Raw genomic sequence first — 16,490 nt, 5'->3', positions numbered from 1 at the left:
CGCTCCCCACCCCGCCGACGTTCGGGGCGGTGACCACGGGGTTCGAGCCGTGGATCAGCAGGCAGCGCACGCCATCCGCCGATCCCGCGGTCTCCAGCAGCTGCACGGCAGGGATGCCAGGCCCCGGAATCGCGTCGGGGTCGATGCCCCAGACGTGCGCGACGTGGTCGCGGGCCGCCGGATCGGTGATCGAGCGGTATCCGGGCAGCTGATCGGCTTTCTGCCCATGCTCGCGGCCGCCCTGACCGTTGCCCTGGCCGGTCATGGTGCCGTAGCCGGATCCCGTCGTGCCGGGAAGGCCGAGCAGCAGCGCGAGGTTGATGGCCGCCGTCGCGGTGTCCGTTCCGTCCGCGTGCTGTTCCACGCCGCGTCCGGTGAGGATGTACGCGTCGCCCTCCGCGAGCCGTCGCACCACCTGCCGCAGGCGTACAGCGGGCACGCCCGTCACCGCCTGGGTGCGCTCCGGCCACCACTCGGCAACGCTGCGGCGGAAGGATGCGAAGCCCGTCGTCCGCGCTTCGACATAGTCGTCGTGCACGAGGTGTTCGGCGATCACGAGGTGGGCGAGTCCGAGGAGGAGTGCGAGATCGGATCCCGGCGCCGGTGCGAGGTGCATCCCAGCGCCGTCTTCGGTGAGCCGCGCCGTCGATGAGCGGCGCGGATCCACGACGATCAGACCGCCTGCGGCGCGCGCACCCTCCAGGTGTCCCAGGAGGGGCGGCATCGTGTCCGCCATGTTCGAGCCCAGGATGAGGATGGTGCGTGCCGCGTCGAGATCCGTCACGGGGAACGGCAGCCCCCTGTCGAGCCCGAAGGCACGGTTGGCCGCTGCCGCGGCGGACGACATGCAGAACCGGCCGTTGTAGTCGATCCGGGACGTGCGCAGCGCTGCCCGGGCGAACTTGCCGAGCTGGTACGCCTTCTCGTTCGTCAGCCCGCCGCCACCGAACACGCCGACCGCATCGGGCCCGCCGGCGACCTGCGCCTCGCGGATGCGCTGCGCGATCAGCTCGATCGCGTCCGTCCACGAGGTCTCCACGAACTCGCCGTCCTCGCCTCTCACGAGCGGGACAGTGAGGCGTCCCGGCGCATCGAGCACGACGGGCGAGGTCCAGCCCTTCTTGCAGAGTCCGCCGCGGTTGGTCGGGAACGCGCGACCGGCGACGTCGAGCAGGGGAGCACCGTCGGCGCGCTGCGCGGGCAGCGTCAGGGTCATCGCGCACTGCAGCGCACAGTACGGGCAGTGCGTCGGGGTGCCCTGCCCCTCGGCTCGGCGCGAAGCACTCGGGTCGGATACGGCGGACGTCGTGTCGGCGATGGTCATGGTCCTTCTCTCGCGTCAGACCTCGACGACGGCGCGCGAACGGTCGTCGAGGATCCCCTGGATGCGCTCCCGGCAGCCGCCGCATCCGGTGCCGGCCCTGGTCGCCCCGCCGACGTCGGCCACGGTCGCGGCGCCGCACGCGATGGCCTCCTCGATGCGGCCGGCGCTCACCCCGTTGCACCAGCAGATGGTGGTGTCCGGCGTGATCGCCGACGCTTCGGCCGTCGGGTCATGGTCGACGCCGTCGAATCGGAGGACGAGGGAGCGATCGGCAGGCAGCTCCGCGCCGCGCTCGAACAGGAGGGTCAGCTCGGCGGCGGTGCGGGGCATCCCGACGGCAGCGAATCCGGTCAGCACGCCGGCCCTGGTCACCGTCTTGACGTATCCGCCGTGCTCGGGATCGGCCCACTGCGCCACCCGTCGCCCGTCGTCCAGCACGTCCCACGGCTCGGGTGTCACGTCGCCGACCGCGACGCAGTCCACGCTCTCGCCCTTCAGCATGACGATCGCCGGGCGCTCGTCAGGCGGCTCGAGGCCGAACGTGCTTCCGGATGCCTCGGCCGCCAACCTCGCAGCCAGCCAATCGGCCTGTTGCCAGCCCGGCCCGATGAGTCCGCTCGGGCCGCCGCCCACGCGCTCGCCGCTTTCGACCCACGTGCGGGCGTCGGCGGGCGGTTCCGCGATGTGCGCGCAGTCTCCGATCGCGTGCACAGACGGATCCGTCCACGACGTGAGCGTGCGGTCCACCAGGATGCCGGCCTCCACCGGCAGTCCGGCGAGCGTCGCGAGCTCGCTCCGCGCGCCCACCCCGCAGGAGAGCACGAGGAGCCCGCCGTGCACGTGCTTGCCGTCGGCGGTCACGAGGGCGTCGAAGTGCGCCTCGCCGGTTGCCGCATCGTGACGCACCGCAACAGCTTCGGCCCTGGAGTGCGCCACGATGCCGACGCCCGCGTTCCGCAGGGCAGCGGCCAGCGTGAGTCCGGCGCCGCGGTCGAGATTCCTCGGCATCGGGGTGGGGCCGTGGTGCACGACGACGACCTCGCAGCCGGCGGTGGCGAGCAACAGGGCGAGCTCGAGTCCCAGCACGCCGGCGCCCAGCACGACGACACGTTGTCGTGTTTGAACGGCGGCGGCGACGCGCGCGGCATCCTCGAGATCCCGGAGCACGGTGACGCCGTGCGGCAGGCGGTCGTCGAGGCCGACCGTTGCCGGATCGCTTCTCAGCAGCGACGCCGCATCCCGTGCGGTGCGCGACACCCCGTCGAGCGTGGGGATGTTCGCCCTGGCACCCGTCGCGAACACGATGCGGTCGTAGCCGATCTCGGAGCAGTCGTCGAGAGACACCGTGCGACGGTCGCGATCGACCGAGACGACCCTGGCTCCGAGCCGAACGCTGGCACCGGCATCCGTGAGCTCGTCGACGTCTTGCACGAGGATCTCGTCGAGGCTCATGCCGCCGACGGCATGTTCGGCCACCAGAACCCTGTTGTACGCGGCGACCGGCTCGGCGCCGACAAGCGTGACCTCGACGTCGCCGGACCGCAGCGCGGGCAGCAGGCCCTCGGCGAAACGTGCGCCGACGGGGCCGGCGCCCACGATGAGAATGTGCATCAGATGCGGTGCCCGGCGAGGCGTCCGCGCGGCTTGAGGTACACGGCCAGCGTCACCACGAGGAGCACAGCGTACCCGGCGACGAACCAGAGGAACGCGGACTCGTAGCCGCCCGTTGCGGTGAAGGACAGGTTGAGCACCTGCGGGATGAGGAATCCGCCGTACGCACCGATCGCGGAGATGATGCCGAGCGCCGCGGCCGAGCGACGCTGGGCGTCCTGAGCCGCAGGGTCGTCGGGGTCGGATGCGCCGCTGGCCACGAGGAAGATCGTCGGGATCATGCGGTACGTCGCACCGTTGCCGATGCCGCTGGCCACGAACAGCACCAGGAAGAACGCGAGGAAGAGCCAGAACGATCCCACCGGCAGGGTGAGCACGACGGCCAGGGCGATCACACCCATCACGGCGAAGGAGATCGCGGCGATCGCCGCGCCGCCGAACCGGTCGGCGAGGCGTCCGCCGTAGGGACGCGCGAGGGATCCGACCAGAGCGCCGAGGAACGCCAGCGAAAGCGCGGCCGGTCCGATCGGGATCGTGGCGAACGCCGGGAACTGGTCGGCGATGAGTTTCGGGAACACACCGGCGAACCCGATGAACGATCCGAACGTGCCGATGTAGAGCAGGGCGAGCAGCCACAGGTGCGGCTCCTTGAGAGCGGAAGCGGATGCCGCGAAGTCAGTCTTCGCGTTCGCCAGGTTGTTCATGCCCTTCCACGCGCCGACCATGGCCACGACGATCAGGGGCACCCACATCCATCCGGCGATTCCGAGGCCGAGCCCTGCGCCCGCGGTCAGTGCGACGACGATCGGAACAGCGAGCTGGGCGATCGCCGCGCCGAGATTGCCACCGGCTGCGTTCAGGCCGAGCGCCCATCCCTTCTCGCGCTGCGGGAAGAAGAATGTGATGTTCGACATGGAGCTGGCGAAGTTGCCTCCGCCGAATCCGGCGAGCCCTGCGACCGTCAGGAGCACCCAGAACGGCGTGGCGGGGTTGCTCACGGCGAGGGCGAGTCCGACCGTGGGCAGAAGCAGGAGCCCGGCCGAGATGATCGTCCAGTTGCGTCCGCCGATCAGCGGCACCATGAACGAGTACGGGATGCGCAGGGTCGCCCCGACGAGGCTGGGCAGGGAGATGAGCCAGAAGCTCTCGCTCGTCGAGAGGTGGAATCCGGCGCCGGGCAGCAGCACGACGACGATGGACCAGAGCTGCCACACCACGAATCCGAGGAACTCCGCGAAGATCGACCAGCCGAGGTTGCGTCGCGCGATCAGGCGGCCCTGCACTGCCCACTGCGCGGCATCCTCGGGCTTCCATCCCTCGATCCAGCGACCCGATCGGAACGCCAGCGGCGCGCCGGCAGAGGCGGTCTCCGTCTGCGACCGGTCGCCTGTCGTTCGCGATCGGGGCTGCGTCGGGCTCGCGGATGGTGCGGCGTCGAGGGTTTCCGTCATGTCATCCTCCAGCTCTGGGCTGTCGCGTCGAATGGGATGCCTCGACGGTACGAAGGGGCTGTTTCGGAGGACCGCGCTGCCCGTAACCGCGGTGGAACGTTGTTCCCACGAGCGCATCGAGACGCGGTGAGGTGGGCACTCTGGTGCGAGAGGCACGCCGAGCGATCGGCTATGTTCTGCGATGTGGCACTCTCCGACGATTCCGCTGAGACAACGAGTTCCGCCGAGCCTCCTGCCGAGGACGCCCGTCAGCCGTGGCTGGCGCTCGCCCAGGACTACGAACGGGCCCGTGCGCGCGAGGACTCGCTGGATCGGCTGGTGGAGTGGCCGGCGCAGCGAGAACTCCTCGGGGACGTTGCCGGCCGGTCGGTGCTCGATGTCGGCTGCGGCAATGGTGCGAAGCTGGCCGAACTGGTCGAGGCCGGCGCGCAGGACTGTGTCGGCGTCGACATCAGCGGCAACTTCCTGACCGACGCCCCTCCCGGTATGGACCTCGTTCACGGTGATCTCTCCGAACTGGACGCACTACCCGAGTTGTCTGGCCGGAGCTTCGACCGGATCACGTTCCTGCAGTCGATCGGGTACGCGAAGGATCCTGTCCGTACGCTGCGGGCGGCGCGGGCGATGCTCGCTGACGACGGTTTCATCCTGCTCACCAGGACTCATCCGATCCGATATGCCATCGAGCGGACAGAGAAGAACGGAACCGCTCTCGGCGAGGAGTACTACTCCACCGCGGCGTACACCTACGTGCACGACAACTGGAACGACCGGGTCGCGCTCACGAAGCGCGCCTACACGGTCTCCGACCTGATCAACATGGTCAGCGCGGCCGGACTGTGGATCGAGAAGGCGATCGAGCCCCAGCTCTCCGAGGATGCTCGCCGGCGGTATCCGCACAAGCAGGCCGTCATCGACAAGTACCTCAGCATCCTCATCTTCAAGCTCCGACCGCTGCCAGGGCGCTGAAGGGGCTGGACGTCGCGCTGAGGCAGGCGTCCGCACCGACGGGCTGCGACGCGAAATCTACACAGTGTAGGTTTGCGGCGCTAATGAGGCGATTTTGAGGACTCTGGTGAAGGTTTGCGCCCGCAATCTATAATAGATTCGTGAGTGAGAACGAGAAGCGGCTCGGGATCGGGCAGGCCGCCGAACTGCTGGGGATCTCCGCCAGCTACGTGCGAACTCTCGCCGACCGCGGCATCCTCAGCTCAGCCACCACCGACGGCGGGCATCGCCGGTTCGACAGGCGCGTCCTGCTGAACGAATGGGCGGCATTCCGACACGCCACCCCGGCCCGTCCCGAGTGGTCGGACACGTTCGACCTCGCGGGCCTCGACGAATCCTTCGTGTGGGGGAGGATGCGGGACGAGGTCGGGGTGGACATCCCGCAGAACGCGCACGGCATCCTCGCCTACGCCGTCACCGAGATGGTGAACAACGCCATCGACCATTCGACCGGACGCCGGGTGGTCGTCAGTGCCGCTGTCAGCGACCGCATCATCGACGTGCGCATCGCCGACGACGGGGTGGGCGCATTCGAGACGATCAGGGCGGGCCACGGCCTCCCGGATGCCGGCGCGGCCCTGGTCGAGGTGACCAAGGGCAAGCGGACCACCGCGCCGGAACGGCACGCGGGGGAGGGGCTCTTCTTCACGCTGCGCGCCGTCGACTACGCCACCCTGTCCGCCAACGGATACGTGCTGGCGGCATCACAGGCAGCGGGCACCGACAGGTTCGCCTCCGGTTCGTCCCGCAATGACGGCACCGTCGTCACGCTCAGGCTGGACCTCGACACCGATCGCAGCCTGACGTCCGTGTTCGAGCAGTTCGCCCCCGTCGACGAAGACGGCCTCGGCGGTTTCACCCGAACCGAGCCCCGGATCAGCCTGGTCACGTACTCCGGGGACTTCATCAGCCGCAGCGAGGCGAAACGATTCGCCGCCGGGCTGGAGAAATTCGAGACCGTCACCCTCGACTTCGCCGGACTCGACCTCATCGGTCAGGGATTCGCCGACGAACTGTTCAGAGTGTGGCAGCGCGAGCACCCAGAGGTGGAGCTGAAGGTCGCCGGGGCGAGCCGCGGCGTGCGCCTGATGATCGACCGGGCACGTCGCCCTTCCGTCGACTGATCGCGTGCGAGTACACCGCGGTGGCTCAGTCGCGTTCGGCGTGAGCCGCGAGGAACCCGCTGGTCGCACCGAGAGGAATTCGCCGGGCTCGGGGAAATCCAGACGCTCAGCCGTCGAGCACGTCGATGCGGTAGCCGCGCTTCACGACCGTCGTGATGAGGCCCGGAGCGTCCAGTGCGGTGCGCAGACGGCTGAGCGCCATGTCGAGCACGTGGTCGTCGACCGCACCGACGAGGATGCGCGACAGCTGATCCCGTGAGACGACCGCCCCGCGGGCACGGAAGATAGGCCCGAAGACCGCGACCTGGGCCGGCGTGAGCGGGATGCGACGGTCGCCGATCCGCACGACCGTCCCGCGCAACTGCACTCGACCGTGCGAGGTGCGGAGGCCGTCCGCAGCACTCCGCTCCAGGTGCTCGCAGACGAGGCGGATGAGGGCGCCCATGCGGAAGCGTTCCGGTTGCAGCGGACTCAGCCCGGCGGCGAGGAGCGGAGCGGCCGTGACCGGACCCACCACCGCGGGCACCACGCGCTCCGTCATGGCGTCGAGGAGGTCGTCGCGGCGACCCATCGCATCCGCGGCGTCGAAGAGTGCCTCCACGGCGGGAGCGCTCGTGAAGGTGATGCAGTCGAGCTGGTCGGAGCATGCCGCCTCGATCAGCCGTTGCACGCGCAGGTCGGAGTCGTCGGCCGTGCGCCAGCTGTACGGTGCGACCGTGAGCACGCGGTGCCCGGCGGTGCGCAGGCGTTCCAGTTGAGGTTCGTCGATACGGCCGTGCACCTGCACCGCCACCGTCTGGCCAGGCGGATACGACGCGAGCACGCGGTCCACGAGGGATGCCGTCGTCTCCTCGTCGCTCATCCCGGCGTCATCGAGTCCGGCGGCACGGATGCCGCCGCGCGCCTTCGGACCGCGCACCAGGATCTCGCCCCGCGACAGGGCGGCGACGAGCTCCTCGCCGAGCCCTGCGGCATCCGACACCTCGAACCAGCGACGGATGCCGTATGCCGTCGTCGCCAGCAGGATGTCGGGCCGCGCCGCGATCATCGCGCGGGTGTCCGCGATGACCGGATCGTCGGCATCCGCGTTCACCATGCGGATGGTGGGGGCGTGGATCACCTGGGCCCCCCGCCGCTCGAACGCGTCGATCAGATCGCCGCTGCGCCGGTCGCTCGTGACGCCGATGCGGAAACCCTGCAGCTGATCGGGACGGAACCCAGGAATGGCCTCCGTCGTCTCGACGCCGTCTTCAGTCATGGCTTACGCGAACTCCTGGGCACGGGCGAGCTGCCGGGCGGCAGCGTCGTCCCCGTCGGCGGCGAGCCGCACGACCTCTCCGATCACGATCACCGCGGGTGAGGTGACGCCCGCGACACCCGCGGCCGTCACGATACCGTGCAGGTCGGACACCGTCGTGCGCTGCCCGGCCGTGAAGCCGCGTTCCACGGCGGCAACGGGCGTGCCGCCGGCCATGCCGTGCCGCGCGAGCCCCGCGACGAGCGACGGCAGAGTGCCGACGCCCATGAGCACGACGATGGTGCCGCCGAGTCCGGCGAGGTGTCGCAACTCCTCGTCGGTGAGCGGCGCGTGACCGGAGACGACGGTGAAGAGGTGGCTCACGCCGCGGTGAGTGAGCGGGATGCCCGCCGCAGCCGGCACGGACGTCGCGCTCGTCACGCCAGGGATGACCCGCACGGGAACGCCTGCTGCCCGGCAGGCGGCGACCTCTTCGCCGCCGCGACCGAGCACGTAGCTGTCGCCGCCCTTGAGGCGCACGACGTGGGATCCGGCACGGGCGTGCTGCACGAGCATCCGCTCGATCTCGCGCTGCTCGACGGCGTGATGCCCTGGACGCTTGCCGACGTCGATCAGGATCGCCTCGGGCGCGAGTTCGGCCAGGTTCTCGTGAGGTGCGAGCCGGTCGTACAGCACGACATCCGCGGCGCGCAGCGCCTTCATGCCGCCGACGGTCATCAGGTCGAGGTCGCCCGGACCGCCGCCGACCAGTGTCACTTCACCGATCGCTTTCATGCTTCGACCCCGTTCTCGATGCCGGATGCTCCCGCAGACCCGGCCAACACACCCGCCTGAGCGGACCCGGCCTCGCCCGACTCGGTCTCGCTGGAGGCCACGCTCTGGCCCGCACGCCGAATCGCAGGCATCCCGAGCCCGACGACGGCCTCCGACTCGTCCTCGCGCGCCGGACGCAGCTGGCCGCGCTCGACGACGCGGGGGAGTCCGGTGTCTGGCGCATCCGGAGCGTTGACGAACGAGCGGAAGCGGCGAAGCCGATCCGGGTCGGCGAGCGTCGCCGCCCACTCGTCCTGGTAGTCGTCGACGTGCCGGTGCATGGTCGCCTCGAGCTCGTCGGCCAGGCCGAGCGAATCGTCGACGACGACGCCGCGCACGTGCTCGAGGCCTCCGTCGATGTCCTCGATCCAGCGCGCGGTGCGCTGCAGCCGGTCGGCGGTGCGGATGTAGTACACGAGGTACCGATCGATGTAGCGGATCAGCGTCTCATCGTCCAGATCGGTGGCCAACAGCTGTGCGTGCGCCGGCTGGAGTCCGCCGTTGCCGCCCACGTACAGGTTCCAGCCCTCCGCTGTCGCGATCACGCCGACGTCCTTGCCGCGGGCCTCCGCGCACTCGCGCGCACACCCGGAGACACCGATCTTCAGCTTGTGCGGCGCCCGCAACCCGCGGTACCGCAGCTCGAGCCGGATGGCCATACCCACGGAATCCTGCACGCCGAAGCGACACCACGTGGATCCGACGCAGCTCTTCACATTGCGCAGCGCCTTGCCGTACGCGTGGCCGGACTCGAAGCCGGCGTCCACGAGCTTGCGCCAGATGTCCGGCAGCTGGTCGAGGCGCGCACCGAAAAGGTCGATGCGCTGGCCGCCGGTGATCTTCGTGTACAGGCCGTACTCCTCGGCCACCGCGGCGATCACGGCGAGCTTCTGCGGCGTGATCTCGCCTCCCGGAATGCGCGGCACGACGGAGTAGCTGCCGTCCTTCTGCATGTTCGCCAGTGCGCGGTCGTTGGTGTCCTGCAGTGTTCCGCGGCCGTCGTCGAGGATGTAGCCCCCGTGCTGGCTGGCGAGCATGGACGCCACGGCCGGCTTACACACGTCGCACCCGCGTCCCGTGCCGAACCGCTCGACGATGTCGTCGAACGAGACGAGACCGAGCACGCGGATCCCGTCGAACAGCTCCTGCCTGCTCATCGGGAAGTGCTCGCACAACGCGTGCGAGACCGCGATCCCGGCTGCCGTGAGTTCCTTGTCGAGGATCTTCTTCACGAGCGGCACGCACGATCCGCACTGGGTGCCCGCCCTGGTGCACGCTTTCAGGGAGCCGAGGTCGTGGCATCCGGCTCCGTCGTCACCGCCGCTTGCGACAGCCGAACGCACGGTGCCGACGCTCACGTTGTTGCAGGAGCACACGAGCGCGTCGTCCGGCAGGTCGGTGTCCGGCACTTCGCCGCCCGCCGACAGATAGGCCGAAGGCTCTGCCGCCAGTTCGCGACCGAGCAAGGGACGCAGCGCCGAGTAAGGTGCGGCGTCGCCGACGAAGACGCCGCCCAGCAGCCGCTTCGCGTCGTCGGAGACCACCAGCTTCTGGTAGAGGCCGCGTGCCGGGTCGGCGTAGACGATCTCGAGGGCGCCAGGGGTCGATCCGAGCGCGTCGCCGAAGCTCGCCACATCGATGCCGGAGAGCTTCAGGCTGGTTGCGTCGTCGATGGTCGTGAACTCGGCGTCGCCGCCGAGCAGCCGGTCCGCGACCGTCTCCGCCATGGCGTTCGCCGGCGCGACGAGACCGACGCAGCGGCCGAACACGTTCGCCACCTCGCCGATCGCGAACACGTGCGGATCGGATGTGCGGCAATCCGTGCCGATGACGATCCCGCCGCGCTCGCCGAGTGCGAGTCCGGCGTCACGGGCGAGTTCGTCGCGGGGAGCGACACCGATCGCGAACACCACGACGTCGGCGTCCACCGTCTCGCCGTTCGTCAGCTTGACCGCGTGCACGAGTCCGTCGCGCGTGAGCAGTTCCTGCGGCCGCGTGCCGAGGTGCAGACGGATGCCGCGCGCGGCGATCAGCCGAGACAGCGCCTGACCCGCTCCTTCGTCGAGCTGAGCGGACATCAGCCAGCCTCCGGAATGCACAACGGATGCCTCGACCCCGTACCCGTCGAACTCGAGGGATGCGAGTCCCCCCGCGGCCTCGAGTCCGAGCAGTCCGCCGCCCGCGACGAGCACCCTCGGCGCCCGACCCGTGCGCTCCCGGATCGCCGCGCACTCCGCGACGAGCGCATCCACGTCGTCGAGCGTGCGGTACACCCGCGCGTGTTCGCTGCCCCGGATCTGCGGAACCGGTGCACTCGACCCTGTCGCGATCACGAGTTCGTCGTACTGAAGCGTTTCGCCGTCGTCCGTGCGCACGACCCTGGCGTCACGGTCGACGGAGACCGCCCGCACTCCCGTGCGCAGCCGGATGCGCTCGTCCTCCCACACGGCGGACGGTTGCAGGGTGAGATCCTCCGGACCGTGCAGCCGGTGGCTGAGCGACACGCGGTCGTAGGGGGCGTGTGCTTCCTCACCGATCACGGTGAGCTGAAGGGATGCCGCGGTGTCGCGGGCGGCGACGGCATCCGCAAGCCGGTGCGCCGCGGGACCCGCTCCGATGACGACGACGCGCTGCTGCACCGCTCCTTGCTCACTCGTGTTCGGCTCGTTCGTCGGCGCCATGGCGTTCCTCCCGGTCGATGCGTTGAAGCACGTTGCGAGCCTAAGAACGGGTTGTTTCGGACTTCTTTCGTGGCTGTGAACCGTCGTTACGCCACCCCTCCACCTGGATGCAAGCGTGGTGAGGAGGACTTCACTGCGACGAAACACGACGGCGATCCGGCGTAACACGGCGCTCGTACGCTCGGCAACGACGCGCAGGGCGGGTGACGCTCCGGACGGCGAACACGGCAGGCACACGCGACCGCGAGGGAACGAGGACATCATGACGCTGACGATCGAACGCGCAGACTCCCGGGAGCCGACATCCGCTCGCCTGACCGCCGATGCTCGATCGTGGGCGTGGAGCCGCGTCTGCCGAGTGGACGACCTCGAGCCCGGATGGGGCGAGGCGGTCCTGCTGGCGGAGCGTCAGGTCGCGCTGTTCCGCGTCGGCGACCGCGAGCTGTACGCCGTCGACCACATCGACCCGAAGACGGCGGCGCCGGTCATCGCCCGCGGAATCGTGGGCTCGAAGGGCGACCGCACGACCGTCGCATCGCCGCTGCTCAAGCAGGTCTACGACCTCGAGACGGGGGAGTGCCTCAGCGAGTCCGGCCCGTCACTGGCCACGTACCGCACCCGAGTCGTCGCCGGCTACGTCGAGATCGAGGCCGCAGCCTCCTGACACCTCCTCCCGAGGGTGCCCGTATCTCCGCCCGAAAGTGCCCGCTTCTCCTCCCGAGAGTGCGTCTTTCTCCTCCCGAGAGTGCCCGCTTCTCCTCGCGAACGTGCCCGTCTCTCCTCGCGAACGTGCCCGTCTCTCCTCGCGAACGTGCCCGTCTCTCCTCGCGAGAGTGTGTCTTTCTCCTCCCGAGAGTGCGCGTTCCACTTTCGACCGTGCACGGCTCTGGTCACGAGAGCGGGCGTTCCGGATGTCCACCTGAGCACGTCCCGACCCGTTGCGAGTGCGCCCCCGAGTCCGCCCGGTGGGCGAGGATGGGAGTGCTCCGCTTCGGCCGAAAGGACGGGTTTCAATGGCGAAACCGGCACCGCACCTCACCCACGACGTGGCCAACCAGGCGCCCGACCGTGTGGACCTGAACGAGTTCACGACCAACGCGCCCCTCGTGGATGCCGTCGCCCGCTTCGACGCAGCCTGGGCGTTCGACGAGTTGACGGCGATCGGGAACCACGTCGGATCCGCCGCCTTCCAGCGCGACGCGGTCCTGGCGAACGTGCGGGAGCCCGTGCTCCATGCGTTCGACCGGCATGGAGTGCGGATCGATGAGGTCGAGTACGACGACTCGTACCATCGCGTCATCGCCGCGTCTGTCGCCCACGGCACGCACACCTCGGCGTGGGCGGATCCACGGCCCGGCGCCAACGTCGCCCGGGCCGCCGCTTTCATGCTCTTCGCACAGGTCGAGCCGGGACACGCCTGCCCGATCTCGATGACGCACGCCGTCGTCCCTGCGCTCCGGCAGCAGCCCGACCTCGCCGCACGCTGGATGCCGCGCCTCCTCAGCCGCGAGTACGATGGCCGCCTCGTCGCAGGCAAGCAGGGCGCACTGTTCGGCATGGCGATGACCGAGAAGCAGGGCGGCAGCGACGTGCGTGCCAACACGACGCGGGCCGTGTCCGCCGGCGATGCCTGGCTGATCACCGGCCACAAGTGGTTCTGCTCGGCGCCGATGAGCGACGCATTCCTCGTGCTGGCTCGGATCGATGATGAGCGATCGGATGCCGGCATCGGCTGCTTCCTCGTGCCTCGCGTTCTCGACGACGGCACTCGCAACGTGTTCCGCATCCAACGCCTCAAGGACAAACTCGGCAACCGCTCCAACGCGTCGAGCGAGGTCGAATTCGACGGGACGGTCGGGTACGCGATGGGGGAGCCGGGGCGTGGCATCCGCACCATCATCGAGATGGTCGCCCGCACCCGGCTGGACTGCGTCCTCGGCACGGCAGCCGGCATGCGGCAGTCGGTCGCCGAGGCGGCTTGGCACGTGCGGCATCGTGCGGCCTTCGGCCGTACGCTCATCGACCAGCCGTTAATGCGCAACGTGGTCGCCGACCTGGCTCTGGAGTCCGAGGCGGCAACAGCTCTGGCACTGCGCCTTGCCCGCGCTCATGATGATGACGCCTCCGATTCCGAGGTCGCGTACCGACGGCTCGCCACGGCCGTCGCCAAGTACTGGATCTGCAAGCGTGGCCCCGGCCACGCCTACGAAGCGCTCGAGTGCTTGGGCGGCAACGGCTATACCGAGGACTATCCGCTCGCCAGGCGCTACCGCGAACAACCGGTCATGGCCGTGTGGGAGGGCTCAGGCAACGTCATCGCCCTCGACATCCTGAGGGTGCTCGCTCGGGAACCGGATGCCGTTGCCGCCGTGCGCGACGAGCTCGCGTCGGCCGCATCCGCCGACCGTCGTCTCGCCGAGTGGCTCCGCTCGATCGACGCCCGGCTGGCCTCTGCCGCGGGCCGGGATCCGGATGACGTCACCTTCGACGCCCGCCGCCTCACCGAGGATCTCGCGATCGCCCTGCAGGCAGCGGTGCTCATCACGGGCGCTCCGGATGCCGTCTCCGACGCCTTCTGCGCCTCCCGCCTCGGTCCGGATCGCGGCGCGCTCTACGGAACGCTGCCCGGCGGGGTGGACGTGGCGGGCATCATCGACCGCACCTGATGGCGCGGTAAGCCGCTCGCGCCGGCCGGCCGACCGTGTGATCGCCCGTGGTCCCGCACCGCCGCCACCACCACCCGCACACCGTGCCGTGCGGCCGTGTTCACGTGTCCGAAACAACCACGCCCGCACGTCGAAATACGCGCTGTCTACCGTGTGAGCACGGGAGAGGGGCCGGCGGATGACGTTCGGGACATGGAGAAAGCTGCTTGCGGCTGAGTGCGACGCCGGGGCAATCGGGTGACGCTGACGACCGACAGCCCGAGTGGCGCCTCAGCAGCGCCATCGGGCGGTGGACCCGCGCTCGTGCTGGTCGCCCACGCCGGCAACGACCGCCACGGACGCCGCGCCGTCGGCGAGCTGATGACCGCTGTCGCGATGCGCCTCGGTGGAGTGGAAGCACGGGTCGCCTTCGTCGACGTGCAGCAACCCGACCTGTCGGAAGCACTGGACGGCCTCCAGCCCGGACGGTCCGCGGTGGTGGTCCCACTCCTTCTCTCCACCGGCTACCACGTGCACTCCGACCTCGCCAGCACGCTGGTGGACGACGCCGAGCGCACCCTCCACGTCTCCGAGATCCTCGGGCCGGACGACGCCCTGGTGGAACTGCTGACGATGCGGCTGAGACAAGCCGGACTGCGCGACGACGACGTCATCGTGCTGGCGGCGGCCGGATCGAGCGATCACCGCGCAGTTCGCGACGTGCTCGACACGGGCCGGCGCGTGGCATCCCGTCTGGAGCGCCCGGTGACCGCGGGATTCCTCACCGCGGCGGTGCCCCACCTGTCGTCAGCGGTGGAGACGATGCGTCGACTGCACCCCGGCTCCCGTCTTCTCGTGAGCACGCATCTGCTCGCGCCCGGGATGTTCGCGGATCTCGCCGCGGCATCCGGCGGCGACGTCGTCGCCCGCACGCTGCTCGTGCCTGGCGCGACGCCTCCCTCGGCGCTGGTCGAGCTCGTCGCGCGACGCTACCTGGATGCCGTGCGCGGCGTGGCAGCGAACTGAACGCGACCATGCCGCTGCGCTGACCGCTGTCGTCTCGCCATGACCGGTGCGCCTGCCGGCAACGGAGCGCTGCCTAGACTCGTCGGTGTGCGCATCGACATCGTGACGATCTTTCCCGCGATCTTCGACGCCCTCGACATCTCGCTGCTCGGCAAGGCGCGGCAGAACGGGATCATCGACCTTGCCGTGCGCGATCTGCGCGACTTCACCCACGACAGGCACCGCACCGTCGACGACACCCCGTACGGCGGCGGGGCCGGCATGGTCATGAAGCCCGAGCCGTGGGGAGAAGCGCTGGATGCATCGCTGGAGGTCGCCGACGACCCCGTCGTGATCTTCCCTTCGCCGGCCGGTGAGGTCTTCACACAGCGGATGGCGCGCCACCTCTCCGAGGAACGCCACCTCGTGTTCGGCTGCGGACGCTACGAAGGCATCGATCAGCGCGTCTTCGAGCACACGGCGTCCCGCGCCAGGGTCAAGCTCGTGAGCCTCGGCGATTACGTGCTCAACGGGGGAGAAGTGGCCGTGATCGCGATGGTGGAGGCCATCGTCCGGCTCATCCCCGGCGTGGTCGGCAACCCGCAGAGCCTCGTCGAGGAATCGCACGAAGACGGGCTGCTGGAGTACCCGTCGTACACGAAACCTCCGGTCTGGCGCGGACTCGACGTTCCGCCCGTGCTGCTCAGCGGCAACCACGGCGAGATCGCACGATGGCGGCACGAGCAGCAGCTGGAACGCACCCGACGCGTGCGCCCCGACCTGCTCGACGAGGACTGATCTCGCCGGATCACGCCGTCGGCGAACTCGCGCGGTTTCCCAGCCCATCCGCACGAAGGCGCACCTAGCCTGGCTGCATGATCGCGCGCAGAGCTCTTCTGAAGTGGCAGCTCGTCGCCGTGCCCGTGCTGCCGCTGTGGCTGATGGTGGGATTCGGTGTCTTCGGCGGCTCAGGCGGCTTCTTCCTGCTGTTCCTCGGCGCAGGCGTGCTCTTCCTCTTCCTCGGCGCGCTCGCCGGTCTGACCAGGCTGCGTCCCGCGGTCCGTGCTGACCGCGCGGTCGGGTGGTGGGATGTGGCGGCCACCGTCGCCTTCCACCTCGCCGTGATCGGCCTCGGGTTCTTCGGCGCCACGGGAGTCGCCTTCGGTCTCGCCGCCGTGGTGCTCGGACTCGCGACGTTCTGGCTCACCGTCTGGCAGTTGATGCGCGAATGGCGTGAGCGGGTCTCCGGCGCGATGGCTCAGGCATCCAGCGGATACGGAACGCCCCAGAACCGCAGGCCTCCGCCCGAAGACCTGGGCGTGATCGTCGTGCACGAGACCGGCCACTGACACTCCGCCGGCATCCGGAGAGCGGATGCCGCACCTCCTGTGCCCAGACGTCGCCGGTTTGGACCCCCACTTCGTTCATGGCAGAATAGAAAGCTGTGCCGCGGCACGTGCTCTGCCTCCGGGGAGTCACGCACTGCACTTCGTCCGATTGCGACGGATGCGAGCGGCACGCACACCCATACTTCATCCACTTGATCCGTGCTCGACCGGTGGCGGGCGCA

General features: G+C 69.6%; 12 protein-coding genes and 1 pseudogene. 7 read left to right on the top strand and 6 right to left on the bottom strand.

What is annotated here, in order from left to right; genetic code table 11:
• From ACX9R5_RS13865 to ACX9R5_RS13855, 3 genes and pseudogenes are all read right to left on the bottom strand, one after another.
• Positions 1–1,216, bottom strand: a pseudogene (locus tag ACX9R5_RS13865) (molybdopterin oxidoreductase family protein); the annotation flags it as partial.
• Between the two features lie 123 nt (positions 1,217–1,339).
• Entirely contained in the window at positions 1,340–2,935 is a 1,596-nt protein-coding gene (locus tag ACX9R5_RS13860) for an FAD-dependent oxidoreductase (RefSeq protein WP_459409610.1), read from the bottom strand.
• Positions 2,935–4,386, bottom strand: a complete 1,452-nt coding sequence (locus ACX9R5_RS13855; protein ID WP_459409609.1) for an MFS transporter — start codon at positions 4,384–4,386, stop codon at positions 2,935–2,937. Before ACX9R5_RS13855 ends, ACX9R5_RS13860 begins: the two co-directional genes overlap by 1 nt.
• A gap of 183 nt (positions 4,387–4,569) precedes the next feature.
• Here ACX9R5_RS13855 and ACX9R5_RS13850 point away from each other — a divergent pair, with 183 nt between their 5' ends.
• Together ACX9R5_RS13850 and ACX9R5_RS13845 are read left to right on the top strand one after the other, a co-directional pair.
• Positions 4,570–5,355, top strand: a complete 786-nt coding sequence (locus tag ACX9R5_RS13850) for a class I SAM-dependent methyltransferase (protein WP_459409608.1) — start codon at positions 4,570–4,572, stop codon at positions 5,353–5,355.
• Positions 5,356–5,495: 140 nt separating this feature from the next.
• A complete protein-coding gene (locus tag ACX9R5_RS13845; RefSeq protein WP_459409607.1) occupies positions 5,496–6,518 on the top strand; it encodes an STAS-like domain-containing protein in 1,023 nt (340 codons plus the stop codon).
• Between the two features lie 106 nt (positions 6,519–6,624).
• Here ACX9R5_RS13845 and ACX9R5_RS13840 read toward each other — a convergent pair whose 3' ends face one another.
• From ACX9R5_RS13840 to nirB, 3 genes are read right to left on the bottom strand one after another with little or no spacing between them, the layout of a single operon-like run.
• Entirely contained in the window at positions 6,625–7,776 is a 1,152-nt protein-coding gene (locus ACX9R5_RS13840; protein ID WP_459409606.1) for a uroporphyrinogen-III synthase, read from the bottom strand.
• A gap of 3 nt (positions 7,777–7,779) precedes the next feature.
• The gene (gene cobA / locus ACX9R5_RS13835; RefSeq protein WP_459409605.1) at positions 7,780–8,550 is read right to left on the bottom strand and encodes a uroporphyrinogen-III C-methyltransferase; all 771 of its coding nucleotides are present in this window, start codon (positions 8,548–8,550) and stop codon (positions 7,780–7,782) included.
• Positions 8,547–11,270, bottom strand: a complete 2,724-nt coding sequence (nirB, locus tag ACX9R5_RS13830; RefSeq protein WP_459409604.1) for a nitrite reductase large subunit NirB — start codon at positions 11,268–11,270, stop codon at positions 8,547–8,549. Before nirB ends, cobA begins: the two co-directional genes overlap by 4 nt.
• Before the next feature lie 262 nt (positions 11,271–11,532).
• Between nirB and nirD the strand changes: the two genes are divergently transcribed.
• From nirD to ACX9R5_RS13805, 5 genes are all read left to right on the top strand, one after another.
• Complete coding sequence (gene nirD / locus ACX9R5_RS13825; protein ID WP_459409603.1) at positions 11,533–11,934, top strand: nitrite reductase small subunit NirD; 402 nt, start codon at positions 11,533–11,535, stop codon at positions 11,932–11,934.
• Positions 11,935–12,283: 349 nt separating this feature from the next.
• Positions 12,284–13,936 carry an acyl-CoA dehydrogenase family protein gene (locus ACX9R5_RS13820; protein WP_459409602.1) on the top strand — a complete coding sequence of 551 codons (1,653 nt, stop codon included), beginning with the start codon at positions 12,284–12,286 and terminating at the stop codon, positions 13,934–13,936.
• Positions 13,937–14,173: 237 nt separating this feature from the next.
• A complete protein-coding gene (locus tag ACX9R5_RS13815; protein ID WP_459409601.1) occupies positions 14,174–14,941 on the top strand; it encodes a sirohydrochlorin chelatase in 768 nt (255 codons plus the stop codon).
• An 87-nt stretch (positions 14,942–15,028) separates the two neighbouring features.
• A complete protein-coding gene (gene trmD, locus ACX9R5_RS13810; RefSeq protein ID WP_459409600.1) occupies positions 15,029–15,718 on the top strand; it encodes a tRNA (guanosine(37)-N1)-methyltransferase TrmD in 690 nt (229 codons plus the stop codon).
• Positions 15,719–15,795: 77 nt separating this feature from the next.
• Positions 15,796–16,269: an MFS transporter gene (locus ACX9R5_RS13805; RefSeq protein WP_459409599.1), complete on the top strand. Its 474-nt coding sequence runs from the start codon at positions 15,796–15,798 to the stop codon at positions 16,267–16,269.
• The last annotated feature ends 221 nt before the right edge of the window (positions 16,270–16,490 follow it).

This window comes from Rathayibacter sp. CAU 1779 (genome assembly GCF_054551755.1).
The sequence above is the reverse complement of the archived record's forward strand: the minus strand, read 5'-3'. Positions and strand labels throughout refer to the sequence as shown.